This window comes from Kerstersia similis, from assembly GCF_965139615.1.
GTDB lineage: Bacteria > Pseudomonadota > Gammaproteobacteria > Burkholderiales > Burkholderiaceae_B > Kerstersia > Kerstersia similis.
Genome location: NZ_CBCSIQ010000022.1, coordinates 38604 through 60661, shown reverse-complemented (window position 1 = coordinate 60661; position 22058 = coordinate 38604). Strand labels below are relative to the sequence as shown.

The 22058-nt window shown below is 58.6% G+C and carries 22 protein-coding genes and 1 tRNA gene; 10 read left to right on the top strand and 13 right to left on the bottom strand.

From position 1 onward, the window contains the following. The first annotated feature begins 3 nt into the window (after nucleotides 1–3). The 8 genes from ACNA1V_RS13385 (at nucleotide 4) to ACNA1V_RS13350 (ending at nucleotide 7335) form a co-directional block, all read left to right on the top strand. Nucleotides 4–1329, top strand: coding sequence for a sensor histidine kinase (locus ACNA1V_RS13385; RefSeq protein WP_415834099.1), 1326 nt, complete (start codon nucleotides 4–6; stop codon nucleotides 1327–1329). 226 nt (nucleotides 1330–1555) lie between these two features. Beyond that, the gene (locus ACNA1V_RS13380; protein ID WP_415834098.1) at nucleotides 1556–2797 is read left to right on the top strand and encodes a tyrosine-type recombinase/integrase; all 1242 of its coding nucleotides are present in this window, start codon (nucleotides 1556–1558) and stop codon (nucleotides 2795–2797) included. A gap of 28 nt (nucleotides 2798–2825) precedes the next feature. Continuing rightward, on the top strand, nucleotides 2826–3431 hold the full coding sequence (locus tag ACNA1V_RS13375) for a hypothetical protein (protein ID WP_415834097.1): 606 nt from the start codon (nucleotides 2826–2828) through the stop codon (nucleotides 3429–3431). A gap of 29 nt (nucleotides 3432–3460) precedes the next feature. Further along, on the top strand, nucleotides 3461–3886 hold the full coding sequence (locus ACNA1V_RS13370) for a hypothetical protein (protein WP_415834096.1): 426 nt from the start codon (nucleotides 3461–3463) through the stop codon (nucleotides 3884–3886). Between the two features lie 28 nt (nucleotides 3887–3914). Next, nucleotides 3915–4514, top strand: coding sequence for a hypothetical protein (locus tag ACNA1V_RS13365; RefSeq protein ID WP_415834095.1), 600 nt, complete (start codon nucleotides 3915–3917; stop codon nucleotides 4512–4514). A 139-nt stretch (nucleotides 4515–4653) separates the two neighbouring features. Continuing rightward, nucleotides 4654–4851 (top strand): helix-turn-helix transcriptional regulator, encoded by a 198-nt coding sequence (locus tag ACNA1V_RS13360; protein ID WP_415834094.1) that lies wholly within the window; start codon nucleotides 4654–4656, stop codon nucleotides 4849–4851. Beyond that, the gene (locus ACNA1V_RS13355; protein WP_415834093.1) at nucleotides 4844–5797 is read left to right on the top strand and encodes a DUF7146 domain-containing protein; all 954 of its coding nucleotides are present in this window, start codon (nucleotides 4844–4846) and stop codon (nucleotides 5795–5797) included. The genes ACNA1V_RS13360 and ACNA1V_RS13355 overlap by 8 nt, the downstream gene beginning before the upstream one ends. Beyond that, a complete protein-coding gene (locus ACNA1V_RS13350) occupies nucleotides 5794–7335 on the top strand; it encodes a YfjI family protein (protein ID WP_127772959.1) in 1542 nt (513 codons plus the stop codon). The genes ACNA1V_RS13355 and ACNA1V_RS13350 overlap by 4 nt, the downstream gene beginning before the upstream one ends. Before the next feature lie 718 nt (nucleotides 7336–8053). Here ACNA1V_RS13350 and ACNA1V_RS13345 read toward each other — a convergent pair. The 8 genes from ACNA1V_RS13345 to tyrS all read right to left on the bottom strand — a co-directional run bounded on the left by ACNA1V_RS13345 (nucleotide 8054) and on the right by tyrS (nucleotide 14903). Then, nucleotides 8054–8144: transfer RNA gene (locus ACNA1V_RS13345), tRNA-Ser, on the bottom strand. Between the two features lie 132 nt (nucleotides 8145–8276). After that, a complete protein-coding gene (locus ACNA1V_RS13340; protein ID WP_415834092.1) occupies nucleotides 8277–8909 on the bottom strand; it encodes a riboflavin synthase in 633 nt (210 codons plus the stop codon). A 167-nt stretch (nucleotides 8910–9076) separates the two neighbouring features. Further along, the gene (gene ribD / locus ACNA1V_RS13335; RefSeq protein WP_415834091.1) at nucleotides 9077–10207 is read right to left on the bottom strand and encodes a bifunctional diaminohydroxyphosphoribosylaminopyrimidine deaminase/5-amino-6-(5-phosphoribosylamino)uracil reductase RibD; all 1131 of its coding nucleotides are present in this window, start codon (nucleotides 10205–10207) and stop codon (nucleotides 9077–9079) included. Nucleotides 10208–10285: 78 nt separating this feature from the next. Continuing rightward, entirely contained in the window at nucleotides 10286–10780 is a 495-nt protein-coding gene (gene nrdR / locus ACNA1V_RS13330; protein ID WP_415834090.1) for a transcriptional regulator NrdR, read from the bottom strand. Between the two features lie 107 nt (nucleotides 10781–10887). Beyond that, entirely contained in the window at nucleotides 10888–12132 is a 1245-nt protein-coding gene (gene glyA, locus ACNA1V_RS13325) for a serine hydroxymethyltransferase (RefSeq protein ID WP_415834089.1), read from the bottom strand. Nucleotides 12133–12513: 381 nt separating this feature from the next. Continuing rightward, nucleotides 12514–13170 carry a YbhB/YbcL family Raf kinase inhibitor-like protein gene (locus tag ACNA1V_RS13320; protein WP_415834088.1) on the bottom strand — a complete coding sequence of 219 codons (657 nt, stop codon included), beginning with the start codon at nucleotides 13168–13170 and terminating at the stop codon, nucleotides 12514–12516. Nucleotides 13171–13340: 170 nt separating this feature from the next. Further along, a complete protein-coding gene (locus ACNA1V_RS13315) occupies nucleotides 13341–13580 on the bottom strand; it encodes a hypothetical protein (protein ID WP_415834087.1) in 240 nt (79 codons plus the stop codon). Nucleotides 13581–13670: 90 nt separating this feature from the next. Further along, nucleotides 13671–14903 (bottom strand): tyrosine--tRNA ligase, encoded by a 1233-nt coding sequence (tyrS, locus tag ACNA1V_RS13310; protein WP_415834086.1) that lies wholly within the window; start codon nucleotides 14901–14903, stop codon nucleotides 13671–13673. 231 nt (nucleotides 14904–15134) lie between these two features. Between tyrS and ACNA1V_RS13305 the strand changes: the two genes are divergently transcribed. Further along, complete coding sequence (locus ACNA1V_RS13305; RefSeq protein WP_415834085.1) at nucleotides 15135–16565, top strand: M23 family metallopeptidase; 1431 nt, start codon at nucleotides 15135–15137, stop codon at nucleotides 16563–16565. 4 nt (nucleotides 16566–16569) lie between these two features. Then, nucleotides 16570–17700, top strand: a complete 1131-nt coding sequence (locus ACNA1V_RS13300; protein WP_415834084.1) for an anhydro-N-acetylmuramic acid kinase — start codon at nucleotides 16570–16572, stop codon at nucleotides 17698–17700. A 222-nt stretch (nucleotides 17701–17922) separates the two neighbouring features. Here the strand turns inward: ACNA1V_RS13300 and erpA are convergent, their stop codons facing one another. From erpA to rplM, 5 genes are all read right to left on the bottom strand, one after another. Next, nucleotides 17923–18291: an iron-sulfur cluster insertion protein ErpA gene (gene erpA, locus ACNA1V_RS13295; RefSeq protein WP_415834083.1), complete on the bottom strand. Its 369-nt coding sequence runs from the start codon at nucleotides 18289–18291 to the stop codon at nucleotides 17923–17925. 208 nt (nucleotides 18292–18499) lie between these two features. Further along, nucleotides 18500–19279: a DUF6776 family protein gene (locus ACNA1V_RS13290; protein ID WP_415834082.1), complete on the bottom strand. Its 780-nt coding sequence runs from the start codon at nucleotides 19277–19279 to the stop codon at nucleotides 18500–18502. A gap of 21 nt (nucleotides 19280–19300) precedes the next feature. Further along, complete coding sequence (gene argC / locus ACNA1V_RS13285; protein ID WP_415834081.1) at nucleotides 19301–20365, bottom strand: N-acetyl-gamma-glutamyl-phosphate reductase; 1065 nt, start codon at nucleotides 20363–20365, stop codon at nucleotides 19301–19303. 654 nt (nucleotides 20366–21019) lie between these two features. Beyond that, on the bottom strand, nucleotides 21020–21412 hold the full coding sequence (rpsI, locus tag ACNA1V_RS13280; protein ID WP_068372703.1) for a 30S ribosomal protein S9: 393 nt from the start codon (nucleotides 21410–21412) through the stop codon (nucleotides 21020–21022). 9 nt (nucleotides 21413–21421) lie between these two features. Beyond that, entirely contained in the window at nucleotides 21422–21850 is a 429-nt protein-coding gene (gene rplM / locus ACNA1V_RS13275) for a 50S ribosomal protein L13 (protein WP_068372705.1), read from the bottom strand. Nucleotides 21851–22058 lie beyond the last annotated feature (208 nt).

Below are 22058 nucleotides of genomic sequence, written 5' to 3'. Positions count from 1 at the left end.
CACATGGCCTTCCTTCGACAGCAACGCGCCAGCACCATCGAACGCCGCATCCGCCGCACCGTTCTGGGCGCCATTCTCATCACCTTCATCGTCACGGTCGCCTCGGTACTGATCGCCAACGAGAAGCTGGAAGAATCCCTGCTGGAAATGGACATGCAGACAGAGCGCGACTTCCTGCTGGACAATGCCCGACCCAATGAAATACTGGTGTGGGACATCGCCACCCTGACTGCCTACTTCGTTCCTTCAGGCATGCAGGCCGACGAACGCATGCCAGCGCTGTTCCGCGGCCTGCCGTTTCCTTTTTCCGGTGAAGTCGAAGTCGATCAGAGCACCTTTCTCATCACTGCCAGCACGGTCAACAGCGGACGACTGTATCTGGCCAAGGACATCTCCCTGTTTGAAACCCGCGAGGACGAATTCCACCGTTTCCTGCTACTGCTGGGGCTGGCCGTCATCGCACTGGGAATTTTCCTGGCACGGCTGACCGGCAAACGGCTGGTTTCACCCGTACAACAGCTCGCGCGCCAGATCCGGGACACCAAACCGGCTCCGCGCATGCAGCGCGTCGATGATGACTACCAGGATGCAGAACTGAAAACGATTGCGCAATCCTTCAATCTGTTCCTGCATGAGCTGGAAACCTACGTCAAACGCGAACAATCCCTGATGGGGCTGGCCAGCCACGAACTGCGCACCCCCATTGCCGTCATTGCAGGCGCCCTGGATGTCATCGAGCGGCGTGGGGGCCTGGGCCACGCCGACCAGGGACCGCTCTTGCGCATGCGCCGTGCCGTTGACGAAATGGCTGCCAATATCGACATCATCCTGCGTCTCACCCGGCGCAAGGCGCAAAGCGACCGGCGTGAAATCGTTCGCCTGGCAGACCTCATCCAGGACATCCAGGGCGACCTCACCCGCCATCTGCCCGAGGTACCGCAGCGCCTGCAACTGAAGCTGGCAGCGCAGCCCCAGGTTCAAGCCGACCCGGTGCTGGTCAAAATGCTATTGCGCAATCTCATTCAGAACGCCCTGCAGCATACCGACGCCGGCGTAGAGGTGTTGCTGGAAACCCGATATGTCGATATCCGCGATCACGGCCAGGGACTGCCCGAGGCCTATCGCGCCTACCTTAACGACCCGCAGGCCGATGCCAGTGAACTCTTGTCGCTCTCCGGTCTGGGGCTGTTCATCGTCAGCCTGATCGGCGAACGCCTGGGCTGGACGCTGCAGGTCCTGACCGACGAGGCGTCAGGCAATGTGCTGCGGATTGGATTCGTGCCGGACACCGCACACCAGGGCACCGATCATCCGTCCACAAGCCATTAGCCCATTAGCCCCGCCACTAAACCCCTCTCGCGCCACTGTCGTCGGGCCAAGTGGCGAAACAGGCTGCTGGAAAAGAAAAAGCCCCTGATTGCTCAGGGGCTTGAAATGCTTGGCGGACAGAGGGGCCGCCTATTTCCTGAATCAAGAAAGATCAACCCATATCAAAAAAGCAAATTAAACAATATAAATCATAGCTTTGTAGAAAAATACCACATCATCCAATATCATGACATCTCGCCCCGAGTGTGGGGCTATATGTGGGGCTGATATGGCACGAATCACTGACAGGCAAGCTAGGGCAATCAAGCCTGAGGGGGCACCTATTCCTTGTGGCATCACAGGCATGACGCTGCAACCCACCACGACCGCAGGACGTGGTAAATGGAATCTGCGCTTTGTGTCGCCTGTGACCGGCAAACGCCGGGACATGGGGCTAGGAGTGTTTCCCGATGTTGGAGTAGCCACCGCATTAGAGGCTGGCGATCAAGCACGCAAGCTAATTGCAGCGGGTGACGATCCAATCATGGCACGCGATACAAAGCGCGCTATTCCCACGTTCGAAGAGGCTGCGCGGACTCGTTGGGCAGTCGTAGCGCCATCCTTCAGAAATGCCAAACATCGTGCGCAATGGATCAGCAGCCTGGAACAGCATGTGTTCCCACATATAGGTGCTTTGCGAGTTGATGCTTTGACGCCGCAACATTTCGCCAACGCACTGCACCCTATATGGCTTGCAATTCCAGCAACAGCCCGGCGCGTCAAAATGCGCTGCGCCGATGTGATGGCCGCGTGCTGGGCTCAAGGCCATACTTCAGCGAACCCGTTAGATGTGGCGAGCCGCCTGCTTCCAAGCAAACCAGCGTCTACAGGCGCACGCCATCAACCCGCAATGCCTTGGCGTGATGTGCCGAGCTTTGTGGCTGAACACCTACACAGCCCGCCAGTGCTGGGAGCCAGAGCAGCATTACTCTTTGCCATCTTGACGGCAGCGCGATCCGGCGAGGTCAGAGGCGCAACATGGGCAGAAATCGACTTGAACACCAAACTGTGGATCATTCCTAAAGAACGGATGAAAGCCAACACAGCCCACCGCGTTCCACTATCAGATGCTTCCGTCGCACTATTGAAAGCCCAATTATGTAGCAACCCTGCACCAGCACCTGACACACTGATCTTTCCTGCTATCCGTGGACAACAGCTTTCAGACATGGCACTGACAAGTTTGTTACGCAAAGCCAAAGCGAAAAGCGATACTCCAGGCCGCGTGGCAACCGCACACGGTTTCAGATCCAGCTTCCGTAACTGGGCAGCGGATCAGGGCTATAGTACAGAGATTGCTGAACGAGCTTTAGCTCACACCATCAGCAACAAAGTGCAGGCAGCATACGAACGGACAGACAGACTCAATGCACGCGTAGATATGATGCAGGCATGGGGCCATTTCATCAGCCAACCATTTTTAAAATAAACGTACAAACAGTAGAAAGGGCGGTTTTATGAAAACGAATATTGGAATAATCCTTTTACTTACTTCACTCTCCGCCCACTCAGAATCCAATAGCATCAGTGCGCACGGCCTCGACCAAAGCATCTCCGACCGATTGCCGATGGAATATTGGGATTACATGCCAGGCTATAAATATGAATACTCAAATAATTGCACAGTCCATTGGCACGTGCGAACATCCACATTCCTGGGAGGCCCCAACTGTCAAAACATCAGCCCCGAAAAATTAAAATCTGACGCAATAAAATCCATAAACTACGCAAAATCAAAAAGCAATGCGAAAAACTTCGATGAATACTATTTCCTACTAGAAAGCCCATCGAAGTCCACATACACCATCCATCAAGCCAACGAAGATGCCCGCACACTTTGGCATGTTGTTTGCCTGCAAGCAAAATCCAATCAACTTACCTCATTTTCAGAAACATATAAGCAATACACGGATATTCAATTCGCCCATGCCGCAAGAATATATTCAAACGCAGTAAATACAGTTCGAGGAACCGGCGGAATGCTCAATTGCGCAGAACAAGCACGCTACGCCGCTGAGCTATACACATCCGACATTGATATAAGAAACAAATCCACGCAATAAAGCCATCAACCTTACAGCAAATTCACCACATGGCATATCATCATAAAATCAAGCCAATATCAAGAGTAAAAATTCTGAGCATCTCAGCTGCGTCTGTTCTGTCACTATTTACATGCAACAGCGCCCTAGCGAGCTGCACTATAGAAGATATAGGCATAAAGCATGGCAACACCTACTTCACAAAAGACAATTGCGAATCCCAACACTGTCATTATCTAGATGGAGCAGCAACGCTTGTGAATCAATGCCAGACACCCATTGGGGTTATGCTACAGATTTACTCCTACGATAAAGAAAAAAACCCGCTGCAAGTTTATGAATGGTGGCCTGCAAGTAATAGAAACATCCCACCCGGTGACTATGTTTTTTCACTAAAACACACTCTTATCTACAACGAAAACGCAATCGGCATTCATATAAAAGTGATTGACACCAAACAGTGGAGCCATAAATAGTACGTACCAATACAATTCAAAAACCTAAATGACTAAAAATCAAGCCAATCTATTTTTGGATACTACTCAGGCACAAAAACTCATAGACTTAGGATACACCGAGAATGAGCTCATAGAAATCAAACTCATCACACCCTGCTATTCACCACAAAATGATTACTCCCTTGATATTCTAAAAATAACGCCTGAAGTATGGCCAGTGATGTTTAGCAAAAGATTTTCCTCAGCGACTCGAGATTTGGAAACAGCCTACGCCAGAATAAAATGGGCGCTATCAAGCACTATTGAGGAAGAGTCCTACCAGCGCCAAAGAATGTTCGGTCTTCTTGCGGCAGAAGCTGCACACACCAAGTTACAACATCAATCTAAAACAAACAGGAGCAATGCTGCCAAACCACGCCTAAAAATATGGGCGCAAAACTTAGCGAACGATCTTTTCTCAAAGTACGAAAATTTTTCCCAGGCGTGGCAGGCGATTCCCGACTCGGATCACAGTGTAGATATATACCGCGATGGGGACGACCTCTTACATTACAGCGGCATTGACGAAGCAGAAGCCAGCTTAACCAAAGAGTCATTCCGAACTGGATACTGGCAAAAAGAAATAAAAAGAAACAAAAAGAAATGAAATGTACAGCCTTGTAGAGCAGCACCGCTACGCTACAAGCTCGTTTGTACAAATGACTCCTATCGCTGCACGGCAAATCAAGACACATCTTGAGCTCATGTCTAGATCGGCCTCACAGCATCTTTTGGAGTCGTACATCGTGGACATTATTCCTGCTGTTTTGCGGCCTACACAGGCCGCCACTTACTGCGGATTTTCCGTACCTACTTTCTGGCGCTTTGCCAAGAATGACCCAACTTTTCCCCGCACCTTCAAATTGGGAGAAAACTCTACTGCAGTGATGCGTGCAGACTTGGACGCATGGCTCGAGTCGAAAAAAGGGGGGCATCATGGCTAACCGCATCGAACTAATACGCACACTACAAGACGCAGGCTTGAAAATAGACGGCTTGGAATCTGGCCGCTTAATCCGCTGCAAAAACGATAGCGACAAGGGTTCGCAAAAATCGGGCTGGTATCGTGTCTTTGACAATACAGACCTAATGACCTGCGTATATGGAGACTGGCGCACTGGCAAACGTAACGTATGGGTATCTGGCGGTAATAAGCCGCAAACGCCAGAGCAACGCGCCAATACAAAATGCATGATCGAGCGTGCCCAGCAAGAGCGTCTACAAGAGCAGGCCCGCCAATGGGTAGTTAATCGCAACAGGCTGATGGCTCTTTGGAATAGTGCTACACCGATTACTAACAATGACCCGGCAGGCCGCTACCTAAGTAACCGCGGGCTGACAGTTCCGATAACACGCGCATTGCGTTTTCATACAGGGCTGGAGTTTTGGCACGAAGGGCACTGCATCGGTACGTTTGCTGCGATGCTCGCCGCCGTGACTTCGCCAACTGATGAGCTTGTAACGATACATCGTACCTATATAACGCCTGATGGCCGTAAAGCATCCGTGCCTAGCGTCAAGAAATTATGCTCACCGGCTGGCGTGATGGGGGGCGCAAGCATCAAGATTGCTCCCCCCGTAACTCGCAGCGATGGCCGCCTCGGTATTGGCATAGCGGAAGGGATAGAAACGGCGCTAGCTGCTGCAATCCGGTTTGGTTTGCCGGTATGGGCTGGCGTATCTGCTCATGGGCTGGCCAGCTTCGCACCGCCCCCCAGTGTTCGTAATGTGTATGTGTTCGCTGACAACGACGCAAACCAAACCGGACAGAAAGCCGCCGCACACTTGGCAAGGCGCCTGACCGTGCAGGGCTTCACCGCACGCATACACACCCCGCCCAGCATTGGCGATTGGAACGACGAATTGATTGCAAAGGAGGCGACTGTATGAGCGCCGTTATGGAAGTGTTCAACCCCGACGCCGCACCCGTGACAGAATGGGCCGACCCGCTACCGCTGGAGGGCAAGCAATACGAAGCCGAGCCGTACCCCCTGAACGCCTTGCCCGAAGGCATGCGCGTCGCTGTAGCAGATGTTCATGCAACGACCAAGGCACCCGTGCCGATGGTGGCAACAAGCGCACTCACCGCATTGTCATTGGCCGCGCAGGCGCATATCAATGTCGTCCGCAATCCGCAACTGACAGGGCCAGTATCTCTGTTTGCCCTGGTGCTGGCCGATTCCGGCGAACGCAAAAGCACAGTGGACGGTTTCTTTACCCGCGCCATACATGAGTATGAAATCGCCCAGACCGAAGCCATGAAGCCGGAGGTAGATACATATCTCGCTGACATGCAGGCATGGACTGCGAAAAAGGCCGGGGTGATGGAGGCCATCAAGGCAGCGACCAAGCGTGGCCAGTCGACGGGAGACTTTGAAAACACCCTGCAAGATTTGGAGCAAACCAAGCCGGAAGCACCAAAAGTGCCTGAGCTTCTGTATGGCGATGCCACGCCCGAAGCCCTTACGCATGGGCTGGCAAAAAAATGGCCCAGTGCTGGCATAGTCAGTAGCGAAGCCGGTACGGTATTCGGTTCGCACGGCATGGGCGCAGATTCGGTTATGCGCAACCTTGCCGCGCTGAATGTGCTGTGGGATGGCGGCACGCACAAGGTAAGCCGCCGTAGCGTGGAAGGCTTCACCGTTCGCAATGCCCGCCTGACTGTATCGCTGCAAGTGCAATTGCCCGTCCTGGCTGGTTTCATGGGCAAGGCTGGTGACCTTGCTCGCGGCAGCGGGTTTCTTGCACGGTTTCTGGTGGCGTGGCCTACCTCGACGCAAGGCACCCGCCAATACCAAGAGCCTGATTATGCGATGGCAGGCCTTGCCGGGTTCAATGCTCGAATCACTCAACTGCTGACCGAACCTATAACGTTCGATGAAACCGGCAATGGCGTAGCGCCCACGATGCTGGAATTTTCCCGAGAAGCAAAAGAGATATGGATACGGTTCTACAACCTTATCGAAAGCCAGCTAGCTCCGTTTGGCGAGCTTGCCGAGGTGAAGGACGTAGCCAGCAAAACCGCAGACAACGCAGCACGCATTGCCGCCCTGTTCCACCTGTACCAACATGGCACGGATGACAGCATTGGCGTCCACGCCATGGACTCAGCCTGCATGGTAGCCATGTGGCATCTAGGCGAATCTAGACGGCTGCTCACAGAACTGTCACAAAACCCGGCAACAAGCCTTGCGGCCCGGCTGGATGCGTGGCTTATCGACCGGTGCAATGAACGGCGCACAAATCGGGTTAGCACCCGCGACGTGCTGCGTGAATTTCCATCTTCAAAGCTGCGCCGCACCGAACAGTTAACGCCAGTGCTGCAAGAGCTGGTCGACGCTGAACGCGCTAGCTCAGTACAGGACGGCAGGCAAAAACTCATTGTGATTAATCCCAAACTCTTAAATGGGGGCGAATCATGGGACTGATGGCGATGTGGGAAGAAGCCTTAAACGGAGATGTTGCGACAGTGACAGTTGCGACAGGTGCGACAGATAAGCCTAAAACGCCCCCAAGTGTCGCAAGAGTCGCAAGTGTCACAGTCGCAAGTACCCAAAACCCCAAAATTGAGCGGCCTACTTTACGGCTGGTGCATACGGCAAACACCGAGCAGGAAACGGCACTACATGCCCGACGCGTACAAGCGTTTCAGGCTAAGGGCATAGCCGACCAGCAAGCCGCCGCCCTGGCCGACAGGCTTGCTAGCCGAGACAGCCAGCTAGACGACCGACGAAGCTGCGCAGAGTGCCACAGCTTTTACGCTAACCGTTGCCGCCAGCGTATCGCCACAGTTGGCACTACAACCATCCACACCCTGCACAGATGCGCAGAGTTTGACCCTGAACTATCAGCGTAGGCACGGCATGAAAAATAAATTTCAGCTCAGCAAATCGAGCAAACTTGACCGCTGGTGGCCACCAGAACGCCCCCCGACTACGCGAGGCCGCTGCGGTAGTGGGGTGGGCTCTTCCTGTGTGCTTCATAAACATCACCGCCGCTGGCGTGATGCCCATTCAGAGAACACAGACACGTACGCAACATTGCTGCAACGTCCTCAAGCCGCTGCATAATGTGGGGCCGCATGTGGGGCTGAAAATAAAAAACCGTTGATTTCAACAAAGAAATCAACGGCTTATAAGAAATTCTTGGCGGACAGAGGGGGATTCGAACCCCCGATACGCTATTCACGTATACACGCTTTCCAGGCGTGCGCCTTCAACCACTCGGCCACCTGTCCTGCTACGCGCCGCAGGGAAACCCTACGGATCACGAGAATCCGTAATTCTAGCAAACTTTCGCTATCGTCTGCAGCTTTTTCACCGCGCAAGACGAAATTCTGCTGCCATGCCCTGAAAATTCAGGACGGGCCTTAATCCGTGACGGCAATCTGGTTGCGCACACCCACCATGCGTTCCACATAACGTGCGATGGTGTCGATTTCGATGTTGACCTTGTCCCCTGCATGCAGGTGACGCAATGTCGTGACCGCCACGGTATGCGGGATGAGGTTGATGGAAATTTCGCAACCCGTCGGCAAGTCCTGCACCCGGTTCACGGTCAGGCTGACACCATTGACCGTCACCGAACCCTTGTATGCCAGGTAAATCGCCAGATTGGCAGGCAGCCGCAACACCAGCTCGTGCGATTCCCCCACGGGTTGGAAGCGCACCACCGTGCCCAGACCATCCACATGCCCTGATACGATGTGGCCGCCCAGGTAATCCCCCACACGCAGCGCCTTTTCCAGGTTGACGTCTCCCGGCGCATCCAGACCGACGGTCAGGCTCAAGCTCTCACGCGATACATCCACCAGAAAACCCGCATCGGTTTTTTCCACCACCGTCATGCAAGCGCCCTGAATGGCGATCGAATCTCCCAACGCGACATCGGACAGATCCAGCGCGTTGGCGCGTATCGCCAAACGAACCCCGGCATTGGCATCCGCCCCCAGGGGGGCCACGGTTTCAATATGTCCGACTGCGGCAACGATTCCAGTAAACATGACTGCTCCTGCTGAATATTTCCATGAAGAAGGGCGCCCCCTCCCACTTGATTCCGGCGAGCCTCCCGCCGGCGCATTGCAATTCTGGAAGAATACTCCACCCACTGCCCCATCCGTTGCCACCGCGGCCCGCATCGGGGAATCCGGACTCTTGCCCCCAGGCGAGTTCAGGCCAGGCGCACCCGATCACGCAAGGCATTCCAGTTTTCCGCCACCCTGGCACGCAAGCGCAGATCGGCTCCCAGGCGCGCCATATCGGTGAATTCAAAACGCTGCGCCTGAGCCAGATCATCGAGCGCAGGCAAGCGCGCCATGGGCTGCGCATCGCCCAACAACACGGGCGCGACATAGGAAATCAATTCATCTATGCACCCAGCACGCAACAGGGCGCCATTCAGGCCCGGACCAGCCTCGACATGCACCTCGTTGACGCCATCCTGCGCCAGCCATTGCATGACGGCAGGCAAATCCACCGTGCCCGGCCGATCTCCCGGCAACCGGATCACCGTCACCCCGCGCCGCACCAGACGTTCCGCTTTGGCCGCGTCATCGCTGGCCGTAAACACCAGCAAGGGCGCACCTTCGATCAGCAAGGCGTCTTCGGGCAGACGCAGTTCTCCGTCTATCAGCACCTTGCGAGGCTGCCTGGGCGTTTCCAGCGCCCGCACATTGAGCCTGGGATTATCGTGCAGTACCGTGCCGATACCGGTCATGACCACGCAACTGCGGGCCCGCCAGCGATGGCCATCCTCGCGCGCCTGCGGCCCGGTGATCCATTGTGACCGGCCATTGTCCAGCGCGCTGCGCCCATCCAGCGAAGCAGCGGTTTTGAGCCATGCCCAAGGGGTACCTCGGCTCATCCGCGCCACAAAACCGATATTGAGCGCCAGGGCCGCCTCTTCGCATACCCCGGATGCAGTCTCTATGCCTGCCGCCCGCAAACGCGCCATGCCGCGCCCATTGACCAGCGGATTCGGGTCACCCATGGCCGCCACCACACGCCCCAGGCCTGCCGCCACCAGCGCATCGCAGCAGGGCGGCGTTCGGCCAAAATGGCTGCAGGGCTCCAGCGTCACATAAGCCGTGGCGCCGCGCACATCGGCTCCGCGAGCCGCCGCATCCCGTAACGCCCGGACCTCGGCATGCGGCCCGCCTGCAGGCTGTGTGGCGCCCACTCCCAGCACCACGCCATCACGCACAATGACACAGCCCACCCTGGGGTTGGGCGTCGTGATGTTGGTCACTTCCTCGGCCAAAGCCAGCGCCTGGCGCATCCAGGCAATATCCTGATCCTGCATTCTGTTCCTTTTCCCGCCGCGCCAGCCACGACAGCCACCGTGATGCAGCGTGACGCCAACCGTCTGAGCGCGCCAGCCTCAGGCCTTGTCTTGCGGCGCCTTGTCTTTCACGCCGTCCTCACGCGGCCCTTGCATGGCACGGATGGCGCGGACAAACTCACCGATATCCTCGAAGCTCTGGTAAACCGAGGCATAGCGCACATATGCCACCTGATCCAGTTTCTTGAGCTCCTGCATCACCAACTCCCCTACCCGCGAACTGGGCACTTCACGCAGGCCGCTGGTCATCAGTGCCTCTTCGATACGCACAACGGCCGCATCCACATCTGCCGTGGCAACCGGCCGCTTGCGCAAGGCCAGGCTCAGGCTGGCGCGCAGCTTGGCACGGTCGTAATCGGTACGGCTGCCATTGCGCTTCACAATGTAGGGCAAGTCCAGTTCAGCGCGTTCGAAAGTCGTAAAACGGCGTTCGCAGGCCAGACAGCGGCGCCGACGGCGTATGGTCTGTCCTTCCTCCATGGCGCGGGAATCCAGCACCTGGGTATCCTGATGGCCGCAAAAAGGGCATTTCACGCTGTCATTCTCCTGTTTCCAGAATGCAAAAACGCGACTCGCATCCGATACGAGCCGCGTTCCTCCGGGACCGGCGCTGCCCGGCAGGCAGCGCCCAGCACCCAGGCTTACTTATAGACCGGCAGACGGGCCGTCAGCTCGCTGACGCGGGCACGCACCTTGGCGATGTTGTCGGCGTCATGCGGATTGTCGAGCACATCGGCAATCAGGTTGGCCGTCAGCTCGGCTTCGGCTTCGCCGAAACCGCGCGTCGTGATGGCCGGGGTACCCAGACGGATGCCGCTGGTGACGAAGGGCTTTTCCGGATCATTGGGAATGGCGTTCTTGTTCACCGTGATGTGGGCCTGGCCCAGCACCGCTTCGGCTTCCTTGCCCGTGATGCCCTTGGCACGCAGGTCAACCAGCATGACGTGGCTTTCGGTACGGCCGGACACGATGCGCAGACCACGCTTGACCAGCGTTTCCGCCATGACCTTGGCGTTCTTAACGACCTGAGCGGCGTAGTCGCGGAAGGACGGATCCAGCGCTTCCTTGAAAGCCACGGCCTTGGCGGCAATGACATGCTCCAGGGGACCACCCTGGATGCCGGGGAAGATGGCGGAGTTGACGGCCTTTTCGAATTCGGCCTTCATCATGATCACACCACCGCGCGGACCGCGCAGCGACTTGTGGGTCGTGGAGGTAACGAAATCGGCGTACGGTACCGGGTTGGGGTACGCACCACCGGCCACCAGGCCGGCATAGTGAGCGATGTCCACCATCAGCAGCGCGCCATTTTCATGGGCGATGCGCGCCAGGCGTTCGAAGTCGATGTGCAGGGAATAGGCCGATGCACCCGCCACGATCAGCTTGGGCTTGTGTTCACGTGCCAGGGCTTCGACTTGTTCGTAGTTCAGCGCTTCGTTGGCATCCAGGCCGTACTGATGGAAGTTGTAGAGCTTGCCCGACGAATTGACGCTGGCGCCGTGAGTCAGGTGGCCCCCTTCCGCCAGGCTCATGCCCAGCACCGTGTCGCCCGGCTTCAGGACGGCGTTGTAAACACCCTGATTGGCCTGGGAGCCGGAATTCGGCTGCACGTTGGCGGCTTCTGCGCCGAAGAGTTCCTTCAGGCGATCAATGGCGAGCTGTTCGACGATATCGACGAACTCGCAACCACCGTAGTAGCGCTTGCCGGGATAACCTTCTGCGTATTTATTGGTCAGTTGCGTACCCTGGGCCTGCATCACCGCCGGGCTGGCATAGTTTTCCGAAGCGATCAGCTCGATGTGCTGTTCCTGGCGAACGTCTTCCTTCTGGATGGCGTCCCACAGTTCAGGGTCAACCTTATCGAGGGTACGGGTGCGATCAAACATTTGGGGGTCCTGAGCTCAATAGCGTGGTGAAACACGAAGAAGCTACTTAGTTTACCCCGCCGGGCATGGCAAAATGCACCATCCGGTAGCGATCGGGCATAAAAAAACCCTGCTTGTGTGCCAAACTGCCACGTTTGCGCGCACCCGGCGAAAAAAGCGCTCGCCGAACCTGGGTCAGCCTGATGCCTGCCTCAAGCGTGCCTCACGCCTGCTTCCTGCCAGCCGGACGTCGGCCTCATGCCAACGCCGGCACACGCACCAGCATCGCCTGCCGCGCCGCCTGTGCGCCACGGCCACCGGGATCAGGCACCGCACATGACGCAACCGCCATGGCAGGGAGCGCGCGCAGGGGCACACCCCACCCCCATCCTGGCGCAGGCTTCAGGATGCCGGCGGCCCGATGCGCACCGGTGCCAGTTCCGGGTTCAGGGTATAGGTGCCCGTCCAGGACGCGCTGGCGAGCACATGGCCATTCATGGCCTGCAGCACATCTTGGCCACCGAACCGTTCCGGCAAATCCAGCGCTTCAATATCCAGGGCATACACGGTAAACACGTAACGATGCACGCGGGTGTCATTCCAGGGCGGGCACGGACCATCGTAGCCATAGTAGTCGCCCGACATGTCAGGATCTGCTGCAAACCAACCGGTATAGTCGTTGATTCCGTGGCGTACGCCGTCGATGTGGGTATGCGGGCCGGGCTTGCCGCGCGCCCGGATGCCATTGGAGAAATGCCCCTCATCCAGCGTACGGAAACGGGCCGGCATATTCACCAGCACCCAGTGGAAGAAATCCGTACGCGGCAGGTCGGCGGGCACCTCGCGTCCGTCCACGTTCACATCGTCGGGCACACTCGGCACATCCGAATCGACGCACAGCAACGCGAATGACTTCACACCTTCCGGCACATCGCTCCAGGCGAATTGCGGATTGAAGTTATCCGCCAGCTCGACCTTGGATTTTGCAGCCATTTTGCCGAAGGCATGGCGCTCCGGAATCGGTGCGCCATCGGCAAAGGAAAGACTTGCGAGTTTCATGGGAACAGCTCCTCGTGGAATGGCTGGACGCCGGCCTGGACAAATGCGACTGCGGCTTCAAGAAGGCAACCCGGGTTGCCACGGCGCCGCCCAGCACTAGGAAACGAACATTGCGCCCCGCCCAAGGCGACACGCCCGGCTGCCTGCAAAACCGGCAACCGCACGTTATCCTACAGCAAAATATTCTTTTTCATCGTAAAAAAGACGTCATTTTGCAGGTAAAAATCATCATCAGAAAATAAGGAAAATACGCCTTTTCGGTGCTGCCACGCTCCCTGGAACACCGGCAGGCACAGCTTGCCCCCCAGGCCGGGCACACCGGCCCATGCCTCTCGAACACCCCTCTTTCCCGCCCATCGTGACGGCACCGGCAATAAAAAATCCTGGGCAGCCCTGAACCGGATTTCCATCCAACTCAGTGCTGCCCAGGATCATGCTTGCTGCCCGGCGGGCCGCACAGCCCGCCAGACCGGCAAAACGCCTGTTCAGGCGCGGCAATCTCAGGCGGCGACCAAAGTCACCCGCGCGAAGCGGCGCTTGCCTACCTGAATCACATATTCGCCGGCGTCGAGCGTGAGCCCGCGATCTTCCACTCGCTGACCATCAATCCGCACACCGCCTTGCTCGATGTTGCGGTTGGCCTCGGTACCCGAAGGCACCAGACCCGCTTCACGCAAGACCTTGGCAATGCCCAGCGGCGCGCCGGCAATGGTCACTTCCGGCATGTTTTCCGGCACGGCGCCATCACGGAAACGGGCATCAAATGCCTCGGCAGCCGACTCCGCTGCAGCCGCACCATGGAAACGCTCCACCAGCTCACGGCCCAGCAGCACTTTCACATCCCGCGGATTACGGCCGGCTTCGACTTCCGCCTTCAAGCCAGCAATCTCTTCGAGCGACCGGAAAGAAAGCAACTCGTAATATTTCCACATCAGCGTGTCGGAAATCGACATCAGCTTGCCGAACATGGAATCCGGCGCTTCCGTCACGCCGATGTAGTTGCCCTTGGACTTGGACATCTTCTCCACGCCGTCGGTACCGACCAGCAGCGGCATGGTCAGCACGCATTGCTGCGCCATGCCATATTCCTTCTGCAATTCGCGGCCCACCAGCAGGTTGAACTTCTGGTCGGTTCCGCCCAGCTCCATATCGGCCTTGAGCGCCACCGAGTCATACCCCTGCAGCAGCGGATAAATGAACTCATGCACCGAGATGGGAATTCCGCCCTTGAAGCGCTTGGTGAAATCGTCGCGCTCCATCATGCGCGCCACGGTATAGCGCGATGCCAGCTGAATCAGGCCGCGCGTGCCCAGCGAATCGCACCATTCCGAGTTATAGCGGACTTCGGTGCGAGACCGGTCGAGCACCAGACTGGCCTGGGAATAATAGGTCTGGGCGTTGGTTTCGATCTGCTCGCGCGTCAGCGGCGGGCGAGTGCTGTTGCGGCCGCTAGGATCGCCGATGGTAGCGGTGAAATCGCCGATCAGGAAAATGACTTTATGGCCCAGGTCCTGCAGCTGGCGCAGCTTGTTCAGAACGACGGTATGGCCCAGATGGATATCAGGCGCGGTAGGATCCAGCCCCAGCTTGATCCGCAGCGGCTCACCCGAGGCACGGCTCTTTTCCAGTTTCTGAGCCAGTTCGGATTCAACCAGCAACTCATCGCAACCGCGGCGGATGATCTTCAGAGCATCCTGAGTTTGGGGGGAAATTGTTTCAGAAGATGAGGACATTGGGTAAATGGTAGCCTTGGCGGCTGTAAGCATGTTAAAAAAGGCTAAATTCAAGGTGTTATCGCACCTTGTCGCGCAATTCTCCCGGCAATCATAACGCGCCAGGAGATTTCTGCTTCGCAGTCTCCCCTCGAATTTATTCTGGCAGCCTGGCCAACTCGCGGGAACTTCTCCTGGAGCCACCTGGTCTGCCATGCATTGTTCCCAAACCTTGGCAATAGGGCTCCAGCGATGACCGGCAGGTCTCCCGACACGCAAAACAGGCTACGGACTCTCCGTTCTTCCGGATCGAGCCAGCCACGCAACAACTTCTCCAGCCGCTTCCGCCGAGTCGCCCTTCTGGGCGCTTTCGCCATGTTCGGCGCGGCAGCAGCCATCGGCATGGTTCAACCCAGCAAGGATAACAGCGTTCAGGTGCAGCAACGCATGCTGAGCGAAACCCTGCCGCTGGCCTTGACCAATGCGGATGAAGCTGCCACAGAAGCAGACTTTGTCCATGAAACCCGCATCCGCAGCGGCGATACGCTGGCTCAGGTGCTCAAGCGCCTCCACATCGACGAACCGGGCCTGCTGGCTTTCCTGACGCACGAACCGGATGCCCGCAGCATCTATCGGCTCTACCCTGGCCGTTCCTTGCAGGCGTCGCTGGACGAAAACGGCCAGCTGAACTGGCTGCGCTACATCCATACCCCGCAAACCACGGAAAACAGCCAGCCCGTCACCGCACTGCTGGAAGTCCGCCGCGCAGACGACGGCTTCAGCGCCAAGGAACTGAAAGTCACGCCGGAACGCCAGGTACGCGTCGGCATGGGTGAAATCCGCAGTTCGCTGTTCGGCGCCACCGATCGCGCAGGCATTCCCGACGGCATTACGCAGCAGATCGCGGAAATCCTCGGCAGCCGCATCGACTTCCTCAAGGACATCCGCCAAGGCGACCAATTCCGGGTCGTCTATGAAGCACGCATGTTCGAAGGCCGGCCCGTGGGTTCCGGCCGCGTCCTGGCCGTGGAGTTCACCAATCGCGGCAAGCAGCACAGTGCTGCCTGGTACTCCCCCAATGGCGACGAGCGCGGCAATTACTATGACTTCGAAGGCAACAGCCTGCGTGGCGCATTCCTGCGCACCTCACTGAAGTTCAGCCGCATCAGTTCCACCTTCGGCATGCGCCAGCATCCGATCCTGAACAAATGGGTAGGCCACAAAGGCGTGGATTACGCCGCCCCGAGCGGCACACCGATTCACGCCACCGGCGACGGCACCATCAGCTTTGCCGGCTGGCAGAACGGCTATGGCAACGTGATCATCATCGAGCACGCTGGCGGCTATTCCACGCTCTATGCACACCAAAGCCGCCTGGCAGCCGGCATGACCAAAGGCCGCCGCGTCAGCCAGGGCGAACAGATCGGCTATGTCGGCGCCACCGGCTGGGCTACCGGGCCGCACCTGCACTATGAGTTCCGCGTCCAGGGGGTGCCTGTCGATCCGCTGTCGGCCTCATTGCCTATCACGCAGAAGCTGACGGCTGCCGAAGTCCAGGCCTTTGCCCGCGCTACCGCGCCGTATCAATCGCAAATCCGGATGCTGGCCCAGTTCCAGCAGGACATGCAGGATCAGCAAGCCCTGCAGGATGACAACAGCACCCAGATCGCCTCCGCCAACTGACCTCATGACGGCTTCTCATCCCGACGCCCGCGCCCGCCGCGGGCGTTCTTACATCGGCATCATGTCCGGCACCAGCCTGGACGGCGTGGACGCCGTCCAGATTGAAATCAGCGGCCCGCAGCAGCTGCGCCTGATCGCGCACGCCCACCAGGCCTACCCTGCCGCGCTGCGCGACGAACTGCTGGCGCTTAACCTGCCCGGCGACAATGAAATCCATCGCGCTGAAACCGCTGCCTTGCAGATTGCCCAGGCCTATGCCCAGGCGGTTGCCGCAGTGCTCTACCTGAGCGAATCGGAAGCCGGCGACATTGCGGCCATCGGCGCGCATGGGCAGACCATACGCCACCGCCCGGATATCGGCTACACCGTGCAATTGAATGCCCCGGCGCTGCTGGCTGAATTGACCAATATTCCTGTCGTTGCGGATTTCCGGCGGCGCGATATCGCTGCCGGAGGCCAGGGCGCCCCGCTGGTGCCCGTCTTTCACGCAGCCCTGTTCCAGGCTGAACGACCACGCGCCCTGCTTAACCTGGGCGGCATCGGCAACCTGACCTTGCTTAGGCCCGGCCAGGATCCGGTGGGATTCGATACCGGACCCGGCAATATGCTGCTGGACCTCTGGTGCCAGCGCCATACCGGCAATGGCTACGACGCCGGCGGCGCCTGGGCGGCCAGCGGCCAATGCCTGCCCGACTGGCTCGCCTACCTGCTGCAAAGCGAATCCTGGCTGAACCTGCCGCCACCAAAATCCACCGGCCGCGACCTCTTCAACAGCGCCTGGCTGGACGCCCGACTGGCAGCCGCCGGCCAGGCCAGTCCGGCTGACATCCAGGCCACGCTGACCCAATTTACCGTCACCACCGTTCTGGAAGCACTGGCCCGGCATGCGCCGGACACGGAAGAACTGATCGTCTGCGGCGGTGGCGCGCGCAACCTGCACCTGATGAGCGCACTGACCCGCCAGGCGCCCTGCCCGGTCAACGCCAGCGACGCCTACGGGGTGGATCCGCAGCACATGGAAGCCATGGCCTTTGCCTGGCTGGCCTGGGCGCACCACCATGGCGTGCCAGCCAGCCTGCCATCTGTCACCGGTGCACGCCACCGCAGCATCCTGGGTGCCTGGTACCCGGCCTGACGCTCATCCACCACACGCCACATCCGCACGAAACACACAGACGAAAAAAAACCCTGCCGGCCAGACAGCCGCCCGACAAAGGCGGCCCTGATCAGCGGGGCTTTTGAGTACCTGGCTTTGCGTAACTGGCCAGTGCAAGACACATCGGGCAGGGCACTCAGGCGAGACGCATGGCTCAGACCCGTTGCCAGCCTCCTCAAGAGGCCGGCATACCGCAAGCAATTACACCGAAAACGACGAACCGCAACCGCAGGTCGTGGTGGCGTTCGGATTGCGGATCACGAACTGCGCGCCTTCGATATCTTCCTTGTAGTCGATTTCTGCGCCCACCAGATACTGGAAGCTCATCGGATCGACCAGCAATTGCACACCGGCCTTTTCCAGGATGGTGTCATCGTCGGCGACATCTTCATCGAACGTGAAGCCATATTGGAAGCCCGAGCAACCGCCACCCTGCACGAACACGCGCAACTTCAGGTTGGGATTGCCTTCGTCGATGAGAAGATCGCGCACTTTTTCAGCGGCGGCATCGGTAAAGATAATGGAAGCAGGGGGTGCCTGCAGATCGGTGACTTCGGTCACTGCGCTCATTTGCTGACTCCTGGCGGCCTGCTGTGGCCGCGAGATGGCCGGCACAGAAACACCGGCGGACGCTTTACTATAACGCAGCCCCTATGGCCGAACCAGGGATACACCCATAGGCAGCATTGCTATTCGCCATTACTGCAACACTCCGCCCCGGCAGGCATCAGGCACGGCCCGGATGCCCAAGGCCCAGGGGAAAATGCACCCGGGCGGCTCAGGGCGCCGCCACCGCCTCCAGCTCCACGCGATAGGCCGTCTTCACCGTATCGCCTTCCAGCACCTGCACAGTGACTGAAGCAGGCACGAAACCGGCAGGAATCCACAACACGCCCTTGGCGCTCAGATACTGATCGAAACTGAGCTCATGCTTCACTGCGGCCTCAGGCGTCCCCGGCATGGGCTGCCCACTGGGATCGGCCTGCATGGGACGCAACTCCCGCGTCGCCGCCTTGCCGTTGTCCATCCCTGCCGCCATGAATCTCAAACTGCCTTGAAATGGCGTTTCCACCTTGCCATTGCGCATCAGCAAGACGCGGTACTGCAAGGCGCTGCCAAAACGCTCGAAACTGGCGGAGCGGATATCAACCGAACCTCCCGGCCCCGATGGCAGCAGCTGCTCGAAAAAGGCCAGGCGATCCCGCTCGGCTCCCAGATCCCGCTGCAGCCCGGACACCTGCTCTTCCAGCCGCTGACGTGCCGCCCGCTCCACGGCCAGCTCTCCGTCACGCATGGCCAGTTGCGAACGCACCAGCGCCAGCTCCTCCTGGCTTCTGAGCAACGCGACATCGGGTTCCAGCATCGTACTGGCGCTGATGACCGGCGATTGCGGGCGCGCCTGCGCCCAGAACCAGCCGCCTGCCACGCCAGTCACCAGGCCCAGCAACAGGGCCAGCACAATCGCCAGCGCAGGCGCTCGCCGCGCACGCGCCCGCAGGCGCGCCGCGTGCGGCGCATGGGCATGAGCCTTGACCGGCCGGCGCTTACTGGTTGGCACAATCAGACATCAACACAACCATCAAGGCAGAATCGCCACATGTTCCAGCCCCGCCGTTTCCGGGAAACCGAACATTAGATTCATATTCTGCACGGCCTGGCCCGAAGCGCCCTTCACCAGATTATCCTGCACCACCAGAATGATCAGCTGATCGCCATTGGCGGGACGCTGCACGGCAATACGCAACTTGTTCGATGCCCGCACCGTACGGGTTTCCGGCAACTGGCCAGCCGGCAGCACATCCACGAACGGCTCGCCTGCGTAGCGTTCCTCGAACAGCTTCTGGAAATCCACCTCGCGGGCGCCCGGCAAGATACGTGCATAAATCGTCGAGAACATGCCGCGGATCATCGGCACCAGATGCGGCACGAACGTCAGCTTGATCAGGCTGCCATGCAAACGCGACAGCTGGGCCTCGATTTCCGGCTGGTGACGGTGCCCGGCCACGCCATACGCCTTGAAATTATCACCGGCCTCAGAGAACAGCAGCGGGATCTCACCCTTGCGGCCTGCGCCCGTCACACCAGACTTGCAATCGGCAATCAGGCTATTGGTATCAATCAGGCTCAGACCACCTTCCAGCAGCGGCGCCAGGCCCAGTATCACCGTCGTCGGATAGCAGCCGGGATTACCGACCACCCGCGCCTCACGCAAACCATCGCGGTCCAGCTCGACCAAGCCGTAGCGTGCCTCTGCCAGAATATCCAGGCAGGCATGCGGCATCTTGTACCACTTCTCGAACATCGAAGGATTCTTCAGGCGGAAATCTGCCGCCAGGTCGATAATCCGCACCCCGGCATCCAGCAACTCGCGTGCCTGATTCATGGCCACGCCATGCGGTGTGGCAAAAAACACCACATCGCACTTATCAAGCTCGGCCTTATCCGGCGAACTGAAAGCGATATCGACATGACCACGCAGGTTCGGATACATATCCGCCACAGGCAGGCCATCTTCCTTGCGGGAGGTAATGGCCTTGAGTTCCACATGCGGATGGCGCGACAACAGGCGCAGCAACTCAACGCCGGTGTAGCCAGTACCGCCAACAATACCGACCTTGATACGCGCAGGTGCGGTTTGAGCCATGTCGAAATCCTCTCGTAATACGGGTTCTTCTGAAACCATTGATTCTATCGCTTCTGGATGAGACCCCCGGTACTTTTTCCAAGTTCCCTGATTTCTCCCCATTGCGCGCGCTCCCGCCCCCCTCATAACCCTCTGCCCTGCCGCCGAAACAAAGAGACAAAGAGACAAAGAGGCGAAGAGGTGAAGAGGTGAAGAGGTGAAGATAGCCCCATCTGACGGATGAAAAATCCTGTCATTGGTTTCGCCGCTGCGCGCAACCAATGCGAGCGCCCAGGCCAACCGCCCAGGCTGGCGCAGTGGAGCGTGCCGGTGTCCGGGGTGGGAACGGGGAAACCAGGGCACACGTGTCTGAGCGGCACGCTTGCGGACAGTCCGGTGGACTGTCCGCGCCGCGAGTTGTGTGCCCGCCCCGTTCCTGCCCTGGACACCGGGGAGTTCCGGCGCAGCCGGAACCACGCGATCTGCGCGGGCCTGGGCGGTTGGCCTGGGTGCGGCTTAGCACGGCGCTCTCTGCCCCAAACCGACCCAAACCCAAACCCAAACCCAAACCCAAACCCAAACCGCCACAGCATAAAAAAAACCCTGGCTGCCAAAACAGCCAGGGTTTTTTCGCCTGCCCATACCGCTTCGAAAAGCGGCACGGACAAAACTGCATCAGCGCTTGCTGAATTGCTTGCGGCGACGGGCCTTGTGGAAGCCGGTCTTCTTACGCTCGACTTCACGCGCATCGCGGGTCACCAGGCCAGCCTGGGACAGTGCGGGCTTCAGCGTTGCATCGTAGTCGATCAATGCGCGGGTGATACCGTGACGCACTGCACCGGCTTGGCCGCTTTCGCCGCCGCCATGCACGTTGATGTGGAAATCGAACGACTCCAGATGGCCGGTCAGCACCAGAGGCTGACGCACAACCATGCGGCCGGTTTCACGAGCGAAGTATTCGTCAACAGCCTTGCCGTTGACCACGATCTTGCCCGAGCCCTTCTTGAGAAACACGCGAGCCACCGAAGTCTTGCGGCGGCCGGTGCCGTAGTTCCAGTTACCGATCATGGCCTTTCCTTAGATTTCCAGCGGCTGCGGCTGTTGAGCGGCGTGCGGGTGCTCGGCACCAGCGTACACCTTCATTTTCTTGATCATGGCGTAGCCCAGAGGACCCTTGGGCAGCATGCCCTTGACGGCCTTCTCGAGCGCACGGCCCGGGAAACGCTGCTGCATCTTCTCGAAATTGGTTTCGGTGATGCCGCCGGGGTAGCCCGAGTGACGGTAGTAGCGCTTGTCCAGCGCCTTGTTGCCGGTCACGACGATATCGGCCGCGTTAACGATGACGATGTAATCGCCGGTGTCAACGTGAGGCGTGAATTCCGGTTTGTGCTTGCCACGGAGGCGGCGTGCGACTTCGCTGGCCACACGACCCAGGACCTTGCCCTTGGCATCAATCACGAACCAGTCACGCTTGACTTCATGCGGCTTTGCCACAAAGGTCTTCATGATCTGTTCCTAAAATCAAATGGAATCCGGTCAGGCTGCGCCACCATTGGCCCATACCCCGCGCGCCGTTCAGGACACGCCCGGAAAAGTTCAAAATCACGCTACGACCACCCGACCCCGAACGCAAGGCTCAGGAATACCGGCTTGTGCAGCGTGCTCTCGCCAAAGCGTTGTCAACCGCCCGTGCGAATTCCCTGCCCATGAAGGC